The following is a 16534-nucleotide window of genomic DNA, read 5'->3' as shown; positions in this document are numbered from 1 at the left end:
GGCGAGACGACCGGAGACGGTGCTCGTCGACGGCCTCGGGACCAAACGCACCTGGCCTGCTGCGCCCCGAGCTCCGGACTCCGGCCGCTGCGATCCGAAGCCGCCATCCTCAGCCGATGCCTACGACCGGACATCGTGAACCCTTGCGCAGGGCAGCGACGCGGGTGCAGTGGGCGCACGCTCCCCGGCACCCAGCCCGGCGGTTCCAAGCCGCTCATCGAGCGCTAACAAGGGAAAGGCACTGGTCGCGGCGGCCTCGGGAGCGCGGTGGTCGCCTGTGGTCGCCCCCTGGAAGCGTCCGAGTCGGCAACCGCCGAGGCGGAGCCGAGTTCGTGCCCGGCCTCGCGCTGGGCGGCCGACAGAAACGGCATCACGGCCAGGGACAGAGCGGCGAGCACGATGCCGGGGATGGACCGCTCGGCCTCTCCGGTGCCAGAGAGCGGCAGGACGGCGTCGACGGCGACGTACGTGGCGAGCGCGAAGAACGAGAAGGCGATGATCCGTAGGATGGTCTTCTCCCGTGCCTCGCGGACAGCGTGGTCGCGGCCGGAGAACTGCCAGGCGACCGCGGCGGCCGAGGAGACCTCGATGACCGAGTCCAGGCCGAAACCGATCAGCGCAGTGGAGGGGGCGATAGCCCCAGCGGTGATGGCGACGATCGCCTCGACAACGTTGTAGGTGATGGTAGCCGCGACCAGCAGCCGTATCCGCTTCGCGAGGGCGTCACGGCGGGCCGGAGCCGGGCCGATGGATATCTCCGCAGCCATCTCAACAGCAACCCTTCTCCTCGGCGTCCACTCATGCACGGTCGGCCTCGACGGCGACCACGGCGGTGCGCAAGTCGTCCAGGGCGTGGCCGAGGCGCTCGTCGGCGAGTTCGTAGCGGGTGCGGCGGCCGACCGGGACCGTGACGACAAGACCGCAGTCGCGCAGGCAGGCCAGGTGGTTCGACAGCCGGGTCCGGGAGATGCCCAGCGCGTCGGCCAGCTCGGCGGGATGGGCCGGAACCTGGCACAGGGCGAGCAGGATGCGGCAGCGGATCGGGTCGGCGAGGGCGCGGCCGAACCGCGCCAGCACCTCGATGTCGGAGGCGATTGTCATCACCTACGGAACGGTCCGCTTCGAGATCCCGATTCCCGTCGTGCCCGCCGCCGGCCGATTCGGCAGCCAGCCACTTCTCCTGTGGGGCCGCCCGAGTACGTCGTCACCCATGCGCGGCACGTGCCCATACGGCGTGCTGCTGACCACGCTGGCGCTGCTCGTATCGCCCCCCAAGATCCGGACCATTCGCGGGCCAGGAGGCGGGAACTTGGCCCAGCGTCCGCCATTTTGGCTGGTCAGCCGCGGTGCGGCGTCTGTACCGCCAGCAGACCAAGAACCTTCTCGTCAGTTACTCGCCGAAGAAGCTCGGTTTCTTCTAAGAGGTCGCTTCTCACTCATCAGCTTCGCCGTCGTCGTGCATCCTGCCGGCGACGTCAGGCATGCGCTGCCACTTCGGACGCAGGGTCGCGGCCGGGTCATGGCTGTCACGACCGATGTCATCGGACGCTTGCCGGGCGATCACGTCCTCCGCTCGGCGATGCCTGCGGTGTTCTCGTCGAGCCAGCCCGGTCGCGCGGGCGGCTTCGGCAGATCGGGATCGGGATCGGTCCACTCGTTTCCCCAGGCGGCCAAGGCCGCGAGCACCGGCATCAAGGCCCGTCCCTGTTCAGTGAGGAGGTACTCGAAGCGGGCGGGTTTGAGGCTGTACTGCGTGCGCCTGAGGATGCCTGCGGCAGTCAGCTCCGTCAGTCGTCGGGTGAGCGTGTTCTCGCTCACCCGCAACCGATCGCGGAATTCGTCGAACCGACTGGCTCCGGCGAGGGCTTCACGCACCACCAGGAGCGCCCATCGTTCGCCGACCACGTCCAGTGCTCGGGCGGCGGGACAGTTGTCGAGGGCAAGGGTCGAGCGCATGCCCTCAGCTTAGTGGCTTCCATGTTGGAAGTGAACTGCTAGCCTCGCGTTACTTCCATAGTGGAAGCTACTTGGGAAAGGTGCTTCCAGATGCAGAGACTCCGTCAGGTCGGTATCGAGGTTGCCCGTGGGGTGTTCCGCTTCGGAGACGGTCACGTCAACTGGTACGTCATCGAGCAGGAAGGCGCCCTGACCGTCGTGGACGGCGGTATGCCCAGTCACTGGCCCGCGCTGATGGACTGGCTGAAGAAGCGGGGGCAAGGTCTGGACGCCGTTCGGGCCATCGTGCTCACCCACGGACACGCCGATCACCTGGGCATCGTCCGCCGGCTTTCCGACGCCACCGGCCGGCCGGTACACATACACCCGGACGACGAGGCGCTGGCCAAAGGCGCCCGACTCCACACCCCACCCCGCCGTATTCGGCGAAACCTGTGGAAGCCTCACGTCTTTGCACTCAGCGTGAACTGGGCGCGCGCGGGCCTGTTTACCGTCCCGCCGATCCTGCACGCCGAGTGCTACACCGATGGGCAGCGTCTCGACGTACCGGGATCGCCTCGGGCGATCCACACTCCCGGCCACAGTCCGGGCAGCAGCTGCCTGCTGCTCGCCGACCGGGACGTCCTGATCACGGGAGACGCCCTGGTGACCCTCGACGTCGTCACCGGCCGACGTGGCCTGGGAATCATGCCCGGCACCCTCAACGACGACCCCCAACAGGCATTGGACAGCCTGACCGCTCTGGCCGGAATCACAGCCACCACGCTGCTCCCCGGTCACGGCGAGCCCTACGCGGAAAGCGTGCCCACAGCTCTCGCGGCGGCCCGTCGACATGGCATCGACTGGAGGACTCCGGCCGCGGGCGCACACGGCCACACCCATTGACCGCAGCCTCCCCGTCCTCGCGGGCAACCCACGGCGGCGATCCGCTCCAGCGCCTCCTCAGGGAGAGGTGGAGCCTGCGACAGCCAGTGGTCGAGCCGATCCGCGTCGGTCAGGGCGTGGCCATCCTCGATGACGAGAATGGATCGGCGCACGTCAGGCGGGTTCCTCGGACCGGGCTCCGAGACGGCGGAGGTAGGCACAGGTGAGGAGCGACAGCCAGGCCGTGGCGAAGAGCCAGCCTCCGATCACGTCGGTGAACCAGTGGACGCCGAGGTACACGCGGGTGAGTCCGACCGCGGCGCCCCACAGCCCGATCAGCGCAACGGCGGTCCGGGGCACCTTGGAGCCGCGCAGGAACAGTGCGGCGATCAGGAGCCCCGCGGTCATCGCGGCGGTGGTGGTGTGGCCGGAGGGGAAGGACCGGCCCGTGGCGTGCGCGGCCCAGTCGCCCGCCGCCGGACGGGGACGGGCGATCAGCGTCATGACCGCGTAGCGCAGCGTCTGGCCCGCGCCGAGGCACAAGAGCAGTGCGGCAGCCACGGTGGCACGCTGCCTCGTGGTACGGCCCGCGTACAGGCCCGCCAGGACGAGCAGGAGGTACGGGACGAACCCGGTGCCGGTGTCGGTGAGCGCACGCGCCCATGCTGACGCCGCGGGCGGGCGGTGCTCCACGGACCAGCGATGCAGGCCGACGTCGGCGGGCAGCAGATGCTCTGGGGCGCGTACGACCCACAGCGCCAGCAGTGCGAAGAGCGCGGCGGCGGTGAGTGCCAGCCACCCGGCTCGGCGCGCAGGTCGGGCGCGGTTCACGCGCCGACCAGCAGCGGGCGCAGCGGGCCGTTCTTGAGCCGGTCGGCCAGCGTCTCCTCGTTGCGCTGGACACCCCAGGCAGCGGCGCCGGCCACGAGCGTGCCGACGAGGAATCCGGCCAGGACGTCGTGCGGGTAGTGCACGCCCACCCAGACCCGGGAGGCCGCCATCAACACTGCGGCCACCAGGGCCACGCCGCCGAGCCTGCGCGATACGAAGAGCAGGGCGACGGCGGCCGCGGCGGCGAGGGCGGCGTGGTTGCTGGGGAAGGACCAGTCACCAGGTGCGGGGCACGCCTCCAGCGTGGGCAGCCGGAGGGTCAGGCAGGGCCGGTCCTCGCGGACGGCGAGTTTCAGCAGCATGTCGACGCCGAAGGCGAGGACGGTGATCAGCGGAACGGCGACGGCGGTGACCACGGCCGGGGTTCCGGCACGGCGGGCCTGCCACCACCCGGCGAGCATCAGCAGGGCGAACAGGGCCAGCCCGTAGGTCGACCAAACGGCGATCAGGGTGTCCAGCCAGCCCGGTGTTCGGTGGGCGAGGTCGATGAGGTCGGTGTAGGCAGAGCCGTCGATGCTCGAGCCGTCGTACGCGAGGGTCATCAAGCGGTTCCGTTCTGGTGCTTACGGGCCCGCCGGGAGCGGAGCAGTTCGATTGCCAGGGGCAGCAGGGACACGGCGACGACGAGGGCGACGATCGGTAGCAGGTACCGGTCGACGTTGGGGACGGAGGAGCCGAGGGCGTACCCGGCCAGGACCAGCCCGACCGTCCAGACGATCCCGCCGACGATCTGCCAGAGGGTGAAGACGCGGACTGGGATGTTCAGCGCACCGGCGAGCGGATTGAGGACCGTACGCACCACGGGCACGAACCGTGCGAGGACGATCGCCTTGGCGTGCCCGTACTTCTCCAGCAGCTGCTCGGCGCGCTGGGCGCCCTCGTGCAGCTGCTTGGACCGGCTACGGGCGAGGAGGGCTCCGCCGGCGCGGCGGCCGAGGAGATATCCGCACTGGGCTCCCACCAGCGCACCGACCACCGAGGCGGCCAGGACCGCCGGGAGGGACAGCGTGGCGCTCTTGTCCGCCGTCCCTGCGCACAGGAGGCCCGCGGTGAAGAGCAGTGAGTCCCCGGGCAGGAAGAATCCGACCAGCAGCCCGGTCTCGGCGAACATCACGACCGCGATGCCGATCACGCCGAAGGCCGCCAACAGCGACTGGGCGTCGAGGAGATTCACCGCGAGGGGCATCGCGGCGAGAGCTGACACGGCCATGGTGAGGCGGCCTCTCACTAAAATCGGGCAGCGGGGCATCCCGGCGGAACACCCACACGTCTACAATCAAGTAGACGGTCTACTGCACTGTAGACGATCGTGGGGTAAGGAGGGTGTCATGGCCGAGCCGGCAGCCGAGCGCAGACCTGCGGGCGAGCTGGAGGCCGACATGCTCGCAGCCTTGTGGGCCGTGGACGGGCCGCAGACCGCCGGCCAGGTCCAGCGGAGCCTGACGGTGGAGCCGGCCCGCACAACCGTGACCACGATCCTGTCGCGCCTGTTCGAGAAGGGCACGGTGGAGCGGCAACGGTCCGGCCGTGGTTTCGCCCACTTCCCCGTACGGGACACACACGGCTTCACCGCTCGCCGCATGTACCACGAGCTCGACAAGGACAGCGACCGCGCGACGGTCCTGGCACGGTTCGTCTGTGAGCATCCTCCGGGCGCGAGCTTCGACCGGCCTGCGCCTCAACCCCGTGCGTTCTGAGGGGGATCATGCCGCACAAGGCGAAAGTTCGTTTGGCCGGGCGTCTTCCGCCCGGGCTTTCCAGGCCTGTACGAGGCCGGTACGAAGGACTTCGACTTCCGCGACCCGGATCATCGCAGATGTGGTCGCGCCGCCGGCCCCAAGCCCGTGTGCTTCGGCCAGTGCCGCAGCCGATCGGACAGCGGAGGCGAAGGCAGGTGACGGGTTCTGGCGGACACAGGGGTGCCTCGATTCACGCGGGGGATGCGAACGTCGAGGGGGAACCCGGCCGCCGCGGAGTCCACTCACATGTAGACACTGAGGGAGGGCTGCCCTTAGCCAGCGCTGTCCGGAGGCTGCGAATACAGGGGCCCGAGGGGCCCCTCTTGTCAGTCGGAGGCGTGCTCGCCCTGGGCGATTTCGACCCCGCGGTGCAACCAGATCGCCCCACCCAGAGAGCAAGTGCCGGCCGCGGTGCACACCAGGGCCATGGCCAGCAGTGCGGGGACGATCCGCCGGGCGGGCGCCTGGATGAGCAGGGCCCTCACCCGAGCGGGCACTGGTCCGCTGACAGCACCCGCAGCGAGCACGGGCCCCCCGGGCCGCCCGCCGCCACGAGTGGTGGCGAGTGCCGCGCGTCCCACGGCCTGTGCGGTGAGCCTCCGATTGCCGGTGGCGCGGGCGGCGGACTCGTCCGCCGCGCGTTCGGCGGCGAACGACACCTGAGGGATGACGGCGGCAAGCGCCGGGTGGCACCAACCGGCGACCTGGGCGGCGGCGAGGAAGAGGTGGTGGCGCGCGGCGAGGTGGGCGCGTTCGTGAGCCAGGAGCGCCTCACGCTCCTGCGGGTCGAGGGAGCGCAGCATCCCGCTGGTCACCACGATCCTGCCCGGACCCAGCAGGCCGGGCAGGGCGTAGGCGTCCGGGCGGGGGTCTTCCAGGACGCACAACCCTCCAGCGTGCGGAAGGTGGGCGACTTCACCGTGGGCGGTACGCAGGCGCTTCGCCTCGGAGAGCCCGCGCCGTACGACGGTGACGCCGGTGACCGCGACGATCCCGGCGGACAGCGCGGAGACGCCCAGCGCCAGAGGCACCGGACCGGCCTGGAGCGGCTGGATCAGGTGCACGAGGGCGGCCAGGGGCGGGATCGCCAGAGCGAGCGGCAGCAGCAGGACGCCCAGGCATGCCACGACCCCGACGGCGAGCGCCCCGGCGGCGGTGGTGATCGTCCACAGCGCGACCTCGGGCCTCACCCGCCCGGCCGTGCGCCGGGCGAGCGGCGGCAGGAGCCAGGGCAGGAGGAGCGGGACGAGCAGCAGGGCGATCACCGACCGCCTCCCTCCAGCAGCCGCCTGAGCTCCGCCTCGTCGTCGGGGCTGAGCCCTTCAACGAAACGGGCCAGGACGACACTGCGGTCACCGTCCTGATCGAGCTCGCGGTGCATCCGGCGAGCGGTGAGCCCGTGCGCGTCCTCCACCGGAAAATACAGGAAGCCCCGCCCACCCGGGTTGCGGTCGATGACACCCTTCTCGTGCAGCCTCGCGAGCAGCGTGGCGACCGTGGTCCGGGCCAGCGGCTGCGGTATCGCCGCCCTGATCTGCGCCGCCGACTGCGGTTTCCCCGCCGCCCACAACGCCGCCAGAACGCTGGACTCCAGCTCGCCCGCCGGCCGGCGTTCGCTCGCGCTGTCCGTCATGACACCTTCCTCTCACGGAGATCGTCCACAGCGAGGCAGGCCGACTACTGCTCTGTAGACAAAGAGTAGGTGGCCCGCACCTGATGCCGTCCGGCAGCCTCGTCCCCGCAGCGGTAAGTCCACCCCGCCCACCATTATCGACGGGGCCGCGCCGATGCCCGCAGCACAGCTCGCCGCGACGGCAAGCCCGACCGGCCCCGCGCCGTGACGTACGCTCCTGCGGAGCCGGACCGACTGAGGAAGGAGTGGCGATGCGGATCATCATCGAGGACATTCCAGATGACCTCGGCAGCGAAATCGCCCTGGGCGTCCTCGCGCTCGTCGGCCGCCACGCCCCTCTTGGAAGCGCCGACGGCGCCACCGTGCTCGTGGAGAGCGACTGGACTCCGGAACGCGCCGCCCACCTGCTACGCGACATCCCGGTCCGCGCCGTCAACGTCGTGCGTCACGTCGTCGAGGGCTCCGGCTGGGCCGGGGTCGAAACGCTACGCGGCCCGAACGGCGAGGACGTCTGGAAGGGCCTCAACAGCACGCTCGCGAGCGCCGTTGCCCGAGGCTCCCGGCGCGGACTCTGGCCGCCCGGCATCCGATTCCCGCTGACCCCGACCGCTCACCCTGACGAAGACCGACGCATCCGCGGCTACGCCATGCCCAGCGACGTCGTCGCCGTGTTCGCCGAGGCGCTGAAAACCGTGGCTGGAGAGACCGTCCCGCATCCCTGAACCCGAGGCCGGCTCTCACGCGCCGGGGACGAGCTCAGCGGTGACCCCGCGGGCGGTGAGTCGGCCGGTCTCCAGGAGGTGCACGGTGTCGGTGTAGGCGGCGATCAGGTGGAGCTCGTGGGAGACCATCACCACGGTCAGACCACGTTCGGTGCGCAGACGGGCCAGCAGCTCCATGACGGTGATGGCCGTCTCGGGGTCGAGGGCGGACGTGATCTCGTCGCAGAGCAGGTAGCCGGGATCGGTGGCGAGGGCTCGGGCGATGGAGACGCGCTGGCGCTGGCCGCCGGAGAGTTCGCCGGGGTATCGGGCGGCGAAGTCGGCCGGGAGTTCGACCTGCTCCAGGAGCTCGCCGACCTTGCCCGCGATCTGCGGCCGTGCCAGTCCGCTGTGCAGACGCAGGGGTCTGGCGAGGGCGGCGCCGACGGTACGGGAGGGGTTCAGGGCATCGAGAGGGTTCTGCGGGACGAGTTGGATCCGGCGATGGTGCTCGCGCCGGCGCTTGCGGGCGGTGAAGGCGAGCCGGTGACCATCCAGGGTGAGCCGGCCGGAGTCCGCGGGGTGGAGCCCCGCCAGTACGCGGAGCAGAGTGGTCTTGCCGGAGCCCGAGGGTCCGACGATTCCGGTGGCGGTGCCGGGAGCTGCGGCGAAGTCGACCGAGTCGAGAGCCTGCTGGCGCCCGGCGCGGTGGTTGTAGGCGACGCGGATGCCCTGCGCGCGCAGCCCTTCCCCATCCTCCTTGGAAACCGGTGACATGGGACCCGCGTCGGGTGCGGCAGCCCGCTGGGACGGTAGGTGTACGGGCTGCGGCGCGTCGAGGCGTACGACGTGGTCGGCGCAGGCCTCGACGAGTTCGGGGTCGTGGCAGGCCATGACGACGGCCAGGCCCCGGCTCGTGGCCAGGTCTCGGAGCAGTTCGGCGATCTCGTCGCGCAGGGCGGAGTCGAGTCCGGCGGTGGGCTCGTCGAGGAGCAGGATCTCGGGGGTGCGGGCCAGGGCCCGGGCAAGGGCCACGCGGCGCTGCTGGCCGCCGGATATCGCGGTGGGGCGCCGGTCGGGCAAGCCGTCGTCTACCGGGAGGCGGCACTCGCGCAGGAGCCCGAGTACGGCTTCGTCGCTCGGGTCGGTAGCGGTCTCGGCGACGATGCTGCGGATCTTCATCCGGGGGTTGAGGGCCGATCCGGGATCCTGGCCGACGTAGGCGATGCGGGTGCGGCGCAACAGGCGCAGCTCCTCGGGTCCCAGGTCGGCGGGGCTGTGTCCCAGGACGTCGAGGGTGCCGGCGGTGATGGCCGCCCCGTCGGGGAGGTGGCCGATCAGTGCGCGGAGCAGGGTGGTCTTGCCTGATCCGGAGGGGCCGGTGAGGGCGGTGATCTGTCCGGCGCGGACGGTCAGTGAGGCCGGGTGCAGCAGTACCGGGCCGTCGGGGATTCGGATTTCGAGACCGGTGGCCGAGGCCACGGGGGTGGCCGTGGTCGGGGTGGACCGGTGTTCCGTTGCGGGTGCGGTGTCGCTCACGAGGTGGTCACCGCCTTCAGTGCGGAGCGGGAGGCGAGGGAGGCGGAGGCCAGGTTGAAGCTGATCGCCAGGACGGCGATGGCCAGGCTGGGGGCCAGTACGGCCCAAGGGTTGAGGAGGATGCCCGGGGCATTCTCACGGATCATCAGGGCCCAGTCGGCTGCCGGGGGCTGGGGGCCGATCTGGAGGAATCCGGCCATGGAGATGACGTAGACGGCTTCGACGAAGCGGAGCCCGAACAGGGCGAGGACGGTGGCCCGCAGGTTCGGCAGCAGTTCGCGCAGGGCGATGTAGGCGGTCCGCTCGCCCCGGGCGGTGGCGGCCTCGACGTAGCCGGCCGATGCCAGCGGGGCGGCTGCGGAGGCGACGATGCGGATGGCGTACGGGGTACCGAGGACGATGGCCGCGGCGATGACGGCCCAGCGTCCGCCGCCCGGCCAGGCCAGGGCGATGAGCATGATCCCCAGCACCGGCGGCAGCAGGATGAAGACGTCGGCCGTGCGCTCGATGGCGCGGCCGAGCTTGGGGCGCAGGACGGCCGCGCAGCCGACGACGGTGGCGAGGGCGGTGACGACGACGGCGATGAGCAGGGCGCCCGCGATCAGTGCGGTGCCGCCGTGGAGCAGCCGGCTCAGCACGTCCCGGCCGAGCTGGTCGCCGCCGAGCAGGGCCCCGTCTCCGGCGGCTGCGTAGGGAGCGGTGACGGGGGTGTCGATGGGGTGTGCGGCGAGCCACGGGCCGGTCAGGGCCACGATGACGAGGAGCAGGCCGGGGGCGACGCGGAGCAGGGTCCGGGAACGCGTCCGGGCCCGGGCGGGGTTTGCGTGGGAGGCCGTGTCGGGAAGGGCTGTTTCGGCGGCGCTCACTGGCGTCCTCCCAGGGTACGGGCGCGTATCAGGTCGGCGGCCAGGAGGACGAGGCTGATGGCGGCGCCGGCGCAGACGACCACTCCGGCGATGAGGGGGGTGTCGCGGCTGCTGACGGCGGCGGCCATGACGGAGCCGATGCCCGGGTAGTTGAAGAGGGTTTCCACGACGACGGCGCCGCCGAGCAGCATGCCGGTGGAGGTGGCGATACCGGTGGCGATGGCCGGGATCGCCCCGGGCAGGGCGTGGCGCAGCACGACCCGGTGGACGGGCAGCCCGTCGAGGTGGGCGGCTTCGACGTGTGGGGTGCGGGCCTGGTCGGCGAGGGCGCCGCGGACTATGCGGGTGTTCCATCCGGCCTGCGGGATGACCAGGGCCAGGACCGGCATGATCAGCATGGTCCAGTCGGCGAGGGAGCCGTCGGCGCCGGTGAGGGTGACGGCCGGAAGCCAGCCGGTCCACAGGGACAGCACGAGCAGCAGTCCGACCGAGACGACGAACTCCGGTACGGCGAAAGCCGCGGTGGAGGTGTGGCCGATGATCCGGTCGGCGAGCCGGCCGGGGCGGGTCGCGGCCCAGCATCCCAGGGCGAGGGAGGCGACGACGGTGAGGGCGAAGGCGGTCCCGCCGAGGATGAGGGTGTTGGGGAGGGGGTCGGCGAGGAGGTCGGTGACCTTCTGACCGCGCGCGCTGGTGCCGAGGTCTCCGGTGGGCAGGGCGGTCATCCAGTCGGCGAATCGTTCCCAGACGGGGCGGTCGAGGCCGAGCAGGTGACGGCGTGCGGCGACGTCGGCGGCGCTGTCGCCGCGTTCCGAGCTGGCGCTCGCGGCGTCTCCGGGGAGCAGTTCGACGGCGACGAACACCGCGGCGAGCAGAACGACGAGCATGAGCGCCCGACGGGCCACGGCGGCCGCGAGGCGCAGGAGGAGTATGCGCCGCGGCGCGGTGGCCGCCCCCGTCGTGACGGGGGCGGCCACCGCGTGCTGCTGGGCCGTGCGGCTCAACTCAGCCACGCGTTCTCGAGCTGGACGCGGCCGTAACCGGGCAGGGTCGGCAGGCCCTTGACCTTGGCGGCGGCGAGGTCGATGCCATCGGCCATGCCCCACAGCAGGTAGCCGGAACGCTCGTACTGGATCTGCTGGACCTCCTTGAGGGCCGCGGCCCGCTCCTTCTCGTCCGCGGTGCCGATCGCCTTGCGGTAGGCGGCGTCGAACGCCGGGTCGGCCCAGCCCGCCTCGTTCTGTCCGGCCTCGCCGGCCATCGTCTTGGAGGCGAAGAAGATGACCGAGTCGTTGGTGCCCCAGTAGGTGGTGTAGAAGTCGCCGGTCTTCCAGGTCTTGTCCCAGAAGGCACCGGACTCCTGCTTGACGACCTCGACCTTGATGCCGGCCTCGCGGGCCTGGTTCGCGAACAGGGTCGCGGACTCGGCGATTCCGGAGATGTCCTCGGTGGTCACCAGAGAGTAGGTCTTGGACAGGTCGAAGTTCGCTTCGGCGAGCAGCTTCTTGGCCTTCTCCAGGTCCCGCTTGCGCTGGGGGATGTCCTTGGCGAAGGCGGGGTCGCCGGTGCCCAGGATGTCGTTGGCGACGGTGCCGTAGCCGGAGAGGACCTGCTTGACCATCGCGTCGCGGTCGACGACGAGGCGCATTGCCTCGCGGACGCGCGGGTCGGCAAAGGGGCTGCCGGCGGCGGTGCGCATGACGATGGGCATCGCCATGTCGTTGGGGCGGCGCAGGACCTGGATGTCCTTGCGGGTCTCGGCGGTACGGGCCGCGACGGCGCCGGCGTTGGAGGCGACGTCGATCTGCCCGGCGAGGAGGGCGTTGGCCATGGCCTGCGGGGTCTCGAACATGGTGACCTCGATGGCGTCGAGGTGCACGGTGCCGCCGTACCACTTGTCGTTCTTGACGAGGCGGGCGTTGCCGCCCCGGTACCAGTCGAGCTTGAAGGGGCCGGTGCCGGGGGCCTTGTCGAGCGCGTTGTCGGCGGTGTCCTTCTTCATCACGAAGGTGGCGAGCCGCGTCAGGAGCGGGAAGTCCGCGTTGGCGTAGTCCGAGACGATGACGACGGTGTCGGCGCCTTCGGCGGTGATGCTCTCCGGTCCCTTGACACCCGGGAGGCGGGAGGCGCCCGAAGGAGTGTTGCGCAGGCGGCGCAGCGACCAGACGACGTCCTCGGCGGTGACCGGTGTCCCGTCGTGGAAGGTCGCACCCTTGGCGATCTTGAACTTCCAGGTCTTCAGGTCGGGCGAAGCCTCCCACGAAGTGGCCAGGCGGGGCACGGTGTTGGTCTTGGCACCCGGCATGGCGAGGGTGTCGAAGACGAGGGCGATGACCAGGTAGTCGCTCTCGTTGGCCTGGGTGCCGTGGGGGTCGCGGGTGATGGCTCCCGCGCGGCCGAGCGCGCCGATGCGCAGCGTTCCGCCGTCCTTCGGCTTGCCGTCCCCCTGAGGGGCCTTGTCCGTCTTGGTGTCGTCACTTCCCGAGGAGCAGGCAGCGAGCAGGGCCCCCGCGCCTATCGCTCCGCCGGCCCAAAGCACCTGGCGCCTGTTGAAGTTCACGTACGTCCTCGTTCCACTGAAACTACGGGGGTGGCAGGGACACCGGACATGCACATCTGGATCTCTCCATCGTCCCGATCGAGCCAGGCATGCCATGGTGCTTAGGGTTGCCTATCCTAATGACAACCATTACCGCAAGTCACTGACCGGGATGGACACATGTCCGAATCCCGCCCCTCGGCGACTCGCGAGTAAGGTTTGCCTTACCTCATTTCGGTGTTACGGTTCGAGTCGTTCGCCGGTTCCGCAGATTCATGACAGCCAACAGCCCGTCGCGTCTTGCCAGTTACGTACTCCCGCCGCCCGACCGCCGGAGACCGTACCTCAGAACCGGGATCCCCCATGCCATCCGACGAAACGGATCTCTTCGCCATGAGCACGGCTGCCGCACCCGTCCGCCAGCTCGACGCCCAGACCGTGGGTGAACTCCGCCAGGCGGCCGAGAAAATCCTTGCCGAGTTCGGTACGTCCGCCACAAGTCCCCAGCTCCTGGCCCGCGTTGCCGAGACAGCCGCAACCCTGAGCCGGACGCTGCGCGAGCACTGCCGCCCCGTCGACACCGCGGACGGCCTGTACATCCTGCGCGGCCTGGAGGTGGACGACGAAGCCGTCGGGGCCACGCCGTCCAGCTGGGCCACGGCCGGCGAGAGCGGCGCGGTCTACGACATCGCCCTGCTCCTGCTCTCCACGGTGATGGGCAACCCCATCGCCTGGGAGGGCCAGCAGGACGGGCGTTTCGTACACAACATCGTCCCCTCGCCCGGTCACGAGACCGAGCAGACCGGCGCCAGCAGCACGGTGCTTCTCAGCCCGCACACCGAGGACGCCTTCCACCCCGGCCGCGCCCACCTCCTGATGCTCGGCTGCATGCGCAACCACGACAACATCGCCACCACCGCCGCCAGCATCCGCAAGACCCGTCTGGCCGACGAGGACATCGACCTGCTCACCCGGCCGGTCCTGCCGATCCTCCCCGACGACGCCTACGAAGAGGCCCAGGGCTTCACCGACCAGGCCCCGGCCGCGGTCCCAGCGCTGTTCGCGACCGAGGACGGCATGACGCTGCGCTACGACCCCGCCTACACCCCCCTCGACCAGGCCGACGAGGCCTACCAGGGCGCGTACGGACGCCTCTCGGACGAACTGACCCGCGTCTCCGTCGCCGTCAGCCTCAGCCCGGGCGACGTCCTCATCGTCGACAACGACCTCGTCGTCCACGGCCGCGTCCCCTTCCAGGCCCGGTACGACGGCAGCGACCGCTGGCTCAAGCGCGCATCCATCCGTATCCCGGGCCGCCGCACCCGCCCCGAGGCCGAAGCGAACGAACACGGCTACGGCCAGAGCGCCCTCGAAGCGCACGCGAGCTGACCACCCGCCCCGCACCCGGAGGAAAACCACCATGACCGACACCGCGTCCGCCCACATATCCGGCGACGACAAGCACCTGCGCATCCTGTCCACCACCGATCTGGCCGGGATCGACATCTCCCTGGCCGACGTGGTGGCCACCGTGGAAGGGGCCTACCGCACCCTCCAGGCCGGCCAGTCCGACAACCCCCGGAAACTGACCGTCAAGCCGCAGGACGGACACTCGGTCTCCTACGCGATGCTCGGCCGCGACGGCTCCCGCGAGGTCGTCGCGATCAAGACCTCCTACAAGCACGGCCTCGACAAGGGCCGTGAGGAGCAGCACTACTACACCTCGCTGACGATCTACGACGACGTCACCGGCCTGCCGGTCGCGATGATGGACTGCTCCCGCATCGGCTCCCTGCGCACCCCCGCGGTCTCCGCCCTGCTGGCCCGCGAACTGGCCGCCCCCGGCGCCCGCACGGCCCTCGTCATCGGCACCGGGACCCAGGGCCGACTCGCGCTGCCGTTCCTCCTCACCACTCTCCCGGACCTGGACCGCCTCCTGCTGTCCGGCACGCACCCGGAAGGCATCGCCGCGGTCCGCGAGCAGTTGCGCGCCCACTTCCCCGACCGGGACGTGGAGCTCGTCACCGACCTGCAGGCCGCAGCGGCAGACGCCGATGTCATCGTCGCCACCGCCGGCGGCCACACCCCGGCCGCCGTCGAGGCCTCCTGGCTGGGGCCCGGCGCGCTGTCGATCCTCGTCGGCCACGGGCTGGCGCCCTCCACCCTCCACGAGGCGGACCGCGTCATCGCCACCAGCGAGGCGCAGATGAACGTGACCGGTACGGACATGGCGGACGCCGAGGGCAAACTCCCGGCCGTGGACGCCGAGTTCCCGCCCGTGCTCGCGGGTGTGAGCAGCGGCCGTACGGGCGCCGAGGAGCGGATCTTCGCGTACAACAGCGGCCTGGTCGTCACCGACATCGCGCTCGGCCACCGCTTCGCCCAGCTCGCCCTCGCTCAGGGCCTGGGCACCGAGGTCGCGCTGTGGCAGTGAACAGCCGTCCCCTGCCCACCCTGCCGGTGCTGGACGACCCCGCCGCCGAGCAGGTCCTGGCCAGTGGGCTGCTTCCCGAACTGGCCTACGCCTTCGGCGGCCCGTTCCACTTCCTGCTGCCCGACGCCTTCGACACCAACCTGCGCGCCATGCAGGACACGCTGGCCGCGGCCGAGGTCGACGGCTTCGTGTACTTCGCGAAGAAGGCGAACAAGGCTGCCGTCTTCGTCGAACGCGCGGCCGCCGGCGGTGCGGGAGTGGACGTCGCCTCCGTCGCCGAGTTCCGCGAGGCCCTCGGCCACGGGGTACGGGGCGAGCACCTCGTCGTCACCGGCCCCGCCAAGGACCCTGCTCTGCTGCACTTGGCCGTCCAGCACGGCGCCTTGGTCGCGGTCGACGCCCTCGACGAACTCGACGCCCTGGCCACAGCCGCCCTGACCGGCCGGGTCCGGCCGGCCCGGATCCTGCTGCGGGTCCTGCCGCCCGCCCAGCCCCACAGCCGCTTCGGCCTCTCCCAGACCGAGCTGGCCACAGCCCTGGACCGGTGCGTGCAGGCCGGGGACGCCGTACGCATGGAAGGGTTCTCCTTCCACCTGTCCGGCTACGCCCTCCAGCCGCGCGCCGACCTCGCCGCCCACCTCGTCGACCTCTGCCTCAAGGCTCGCGTCCAGGGCCTGGAAGCGAGCCGGATCAGCATCGGCGGCGGGCTGCCGATCAGCTACAGCGACGCCGACAGCTGGCACACCTTCCTCGCCGAACAGAACAGCGGCCACTACCACGCGGGCAAGACCTTCCACACCGGCGACTTCTACCCCTACCACTCCCCCGTGGCCGGAGCCGCGGCACTCGCCGCCCTCCTCGCCACCCGGCCCGAGGGCCACGAGCAGCCCCTCGCGGCGCTCCTCAAGGAGGCCGGAGTCACCCTCCTCCTGGAGCCCGGCCGGGCCCTGCTCCACCAGGCCGGCGCCTCCGTCTTCCGTATCCGGGGAGTCAAGGACCGGGACGGGTACCAGATCCTCACCGTGGACGGCACGAGCCTGAGCCTGTCCGAGCAGTGGTTCAACAGCGAGTACCTGCCCGACCCCATCCTCCTCCCGCAGGACCCGGCCGGTCCGGCGGGCACGTTCCCGGCCAGCGTCGGCGCGGCCACGTGCCTGGAGTCGGACATGCTCACCTGGCGGAAGATCCCGCTGCACAGCCAGCCCCGTACCGGAGACCTCCTGGTCTACCCGAACACGGCCGGCTACCAGATGGACTCCAACGAGTCCCCGTTCCACGACCTGGCCCTGCCGCCCAAGGTCGTCATCGACCAGACCGACCGGCCCCGCCCCCGCTGGCGCCTGGACCGGCACTTCACCTGACGCACCGGCGC

At 70.9% G+C, this 16534-nt stretch carries 17 protein-coding genes and 1 pseudogene; 6 read left to right on the top strand and 12 right to left on the bottom strand.

Annotated elements, in window-relative coordinates:
• Nucleotides 1-299: 299 nt before the first annotated feature.
• The 3 genes and pseudogenes from OHT74_RS32685 to OHT74_RS32675 all read right to left on the bottom strand — a co-directional run.
• A pseudogene (locus tag OHT74_RS32685) lies at nt 300-767 on the bottom strand (cation transporter); the annotation flags it as partial.
• Between the two features lie 31 nt (nt 768-798).
• The gene (locus tag OHT74_RS32680; RefSeq protein WP_328622163.1) at nt 799-1104 is read right to left on the bottom strand and encodes an ArsR/SmtB family transcription factor; all 306 of its coding nucleotides are present in this window, start codon (nt 1102-1104) and stop codon (nt 799-801) included.
• Between the two features lie 456 nt (nt 1105-1560).
• Nucleotides 1561-1956 carry a winged helix-turn-helix transcriptional regulator gene (locus tag OHT74_RS32675; protein WP_328622162.1) on the bottom strand — a complete coding sequence of 132 codons (396 nt, stop codon included), beginning with the start codon at nt 1954-1956 and terminating at the stop codon, nt 1561-1563.
• 90 nt (nt 1957-2046) lie between these two features.
• Here OHT74_RS32675 and OHT74_RS32670 point away from each other — a divergent pair, with 90 nt between their 5' ends.
• Nucleotides 2047-2841: an MBL fold metallo-hydrolase gene (locus OHT74_RS32670; protein ID WP_328622161.1), complete on the top strand. Its 795-nt coding sequence runs from the start codon at nt 2047-2049 to the stop codon at nt 2839-2841.
• Between the two features lie 153 nt (nt 2842-2994).
• Here OHT74_RS32670 and OHT74_RS32665 read toward each other — a convergent pair whose 3' ends face one another.
• The 3 genes from OHT74_RS32665 to OHT74_RS32655 are packed head-to-tail and all read right to left on the bottom strand — an operon-like array spanning nt 2995 to nt 4921.
• Nucleotides 2995-3651 (bottom strand): phosphatase PAP2 family protein, encoded by a 657-nt coding sequence (locus OHT74_RS32665; RefSeq protein ID WP_328622160.1) that lies wholly within the window; start codon nt 3649-3651, stop codon nt 2995-2997.
• The gene (locus OHT74_RS32660) at nt 3648-4253 is read right to left on the bottom strand and encodes a phosphatase PAP2 family protein (RefSeq protein ID WP_328622159.1); all 606 of its coding nucleotides are present in this window, start codon (nt 4251-4253) and stop codon (nt 3648-3650) included. Before OHT74_RS32660 ends, OHT74_RS32665 begins: the two co-directional genes overlap by 4 nt.
• Nucleotides 4253-4921 carry a DedA family protein gene (locus tag OHT74_RS32655; protein ID WP_266669454.1) on the bottom strand — a complete coding sequence of 223 codons (669 nt, stop codon included), beginning with the start codon at nt 4919-4921 and terminating at the stop codon, nt 4253-4255. The genes OHT74_RS32660 and OHT74_RS32655 overlap by 1 nt, the downstream gene beginning before the upstream one ends.
• Before the next feature lie 118 nt (nt 4922-5039).
• On the opposite strand from OHT74_RS32655, the gene OHT74_RS32650 reads away from it, so the two are divergent.
• Complete coding sequence (locus tag OHT74_RS32650; RefSeq protein WP_328622158.1) at nt 5040-5408, top strand: BlaI/MecI/CopY family transcriptional regulator; 369 nt, start codon at nt 5040-5042, stop codon at nt 5406-5408.
• Between the two features lie 368 nt (nt 5409-5776).
• On the opposite strand, the gene OHT74_RS32645 is transcribed toward OHT74_RS32650, so the two are convergent.
• Together OHT74_RS32645 and OHT74_RS32640 are read right to left on the bottom strand one after the other, a co-directional pair.
• On the bottom strand, nt 5777-6715 hold the full coding sequence (locus OHT74_RS32645) for a M56 family metallopeptidase (RefSeq protein ID WP_328622157.1): 939 nt from the start codon (nt 6713-6715) through the stop codon (nt 5777-5779).
• Nucleotides 6712-7083: a BlaI/MecI/CopY family transcriptional regulator gene (locus tag OHT74_RS32640; RefSeq protein ID WP_266669450.1), complete on the bottom strand. Its 372-nt coding sequence runs from the start codon at nt 7081-7083 to the stop codon at nt 6712-6714. The genes OHT74_RS32645 and OHT74_RS32640 overlap by 4 nt, the downstream gene beginning before the upstream one ends.
• 251 nt (nt 7084-7334) lie before the next feature.
• On the opposite strand from OHT74_RS32640, the gene OHT74_RS32635 reads away from it, so the two are divergent.
• On the top strand, nt 7335-7805 hold the full coding sequence (locus tag OHT74_RS32635) for a hypothetical protein (RefSeq protein WP_266669448.1): 471 nt from the start codon (nt 7335-7337) through the stop codon (nt 7803-7805).
• 15 nt (nt 7806-7820) lie between these two features.
• Here OHT74_RS32635 and OHT74_RS32630 read toward each other — a convergent pair whose 3' ends face one another.
• The 4 genes from OHT74_RS32630 to OHT74_RS32615 all read right to left on the bottom strand — a co-directional run bounded on the left by OHT74_RS32630 (nt 7821) and on the right by OHT74_RS32615 (nt 12749).
• Entirely contained in the window at nt 7821-9323 is a 1503-nt protein-coding gene (locus OHT74_RS32630; protein ID WP_328622156.1) for an ABC transporter ATP-binding protein, read from the bottom strand.
• Nucleotides 9320-10189: an ABC transporter permease gene (locus OHT74_RS32625; RefSeq protein WP_266669444.1), complete on the bottom strand. Its 870-nt coding sequence runs from the start codon at nt 10187-10189 to the stop codon at nt 9320-9322. The genes OHT74_RS32630 and OHT74_RS32625 overlap by 4 nt, the downstream gene beginning before the upstream one ends.
• On the bottom strand, nt 10186-11076 hold the full coding sequence (locus tag OHT74_RS32620; protein ID WP_443047743.1) for an ABC transporter permease: 891 nt from the start codon (nt 11074-11076) through the stop codon (nt 10186-10188). The genes OHT74_RS32625 and OHT74_RS32620 overlap by 4 nt, the downstream gene beginning before the upstream one ends.
• A gap of 113 nt (nt 11077-11189) precedes the next feature.
• A complete protein-coding gene (locus tag OHT74_RS32615) occupies nt 11190-12749 on the bottom strand; it encodes an ABC transporter substrate-binding protein (RefSeq protein WP_266669436.1) in 1560 nt (519 codons plus the stop codon).
• A 342-nt stretch (nt 12750-13091) separates the two neighbouring features.
• On the opposite strand from OHT74_RS32615, the gene OHT74_RS32610 reads away from it, so the two are divergent.
• The 3 genes from OHT74_RS32610 to OHT74_RS32600 are packed head-to-tail and all read left to right on the top strand — an operon-like array spanning nt 13092 to nt 16523.
• Nucleotides 13092-14117, top strand: a complete 1026-nt coding sequence (locus tag OHT74_RS32610; protein ID WP_328622155.1) for a TauD/TfdA family dioxygenase — start codon at nt 13092-13094, stop codon at nt 14115-14117.
• Between the two features lie 31 nt (nt 14118-14148).
• A complete protein-coding gene (locus OHT74_RS32605; RefSeq protein WP_328622154.1) occupies nt 14149-15162 on the top strand; it encodes an ornithine cyclodeaminase family protein in 1014 nt (337 codons plus the stop codon).
• Nucleotides 15153-16523: an alanine racemase gene (locus OHT74_RS32600; RefSeq protein ID WP_328622153.1), complete on the top strand. Its 1371-nt coding sequence runs from the start codon at nt 15153-15155 to the stop codon at nt 16521-16523. The genes OHT74_RS32605 and OHT74_RS32600 overlap by 10 nt, the downstream gene beginning before the upstream one ends.
• The last annotated feature ends 11 nt before the right edge of the window (nt 16524-16534 follow it).

Source organism: Streptomyces sp. NBC_00354 (genome assembly GCF_036106915.1).
Taxonomy (GTDB): Bacteria; Actinomycetota; Actinomycetes; order Streptomycetales; family Streptomycetaceae; genus Streptomyces.
The sequence above is the reverse complement of the archived record's forward strand: the minus strand, read 5'-3'. Positions and strand labels throughout refer to the sequence as shown.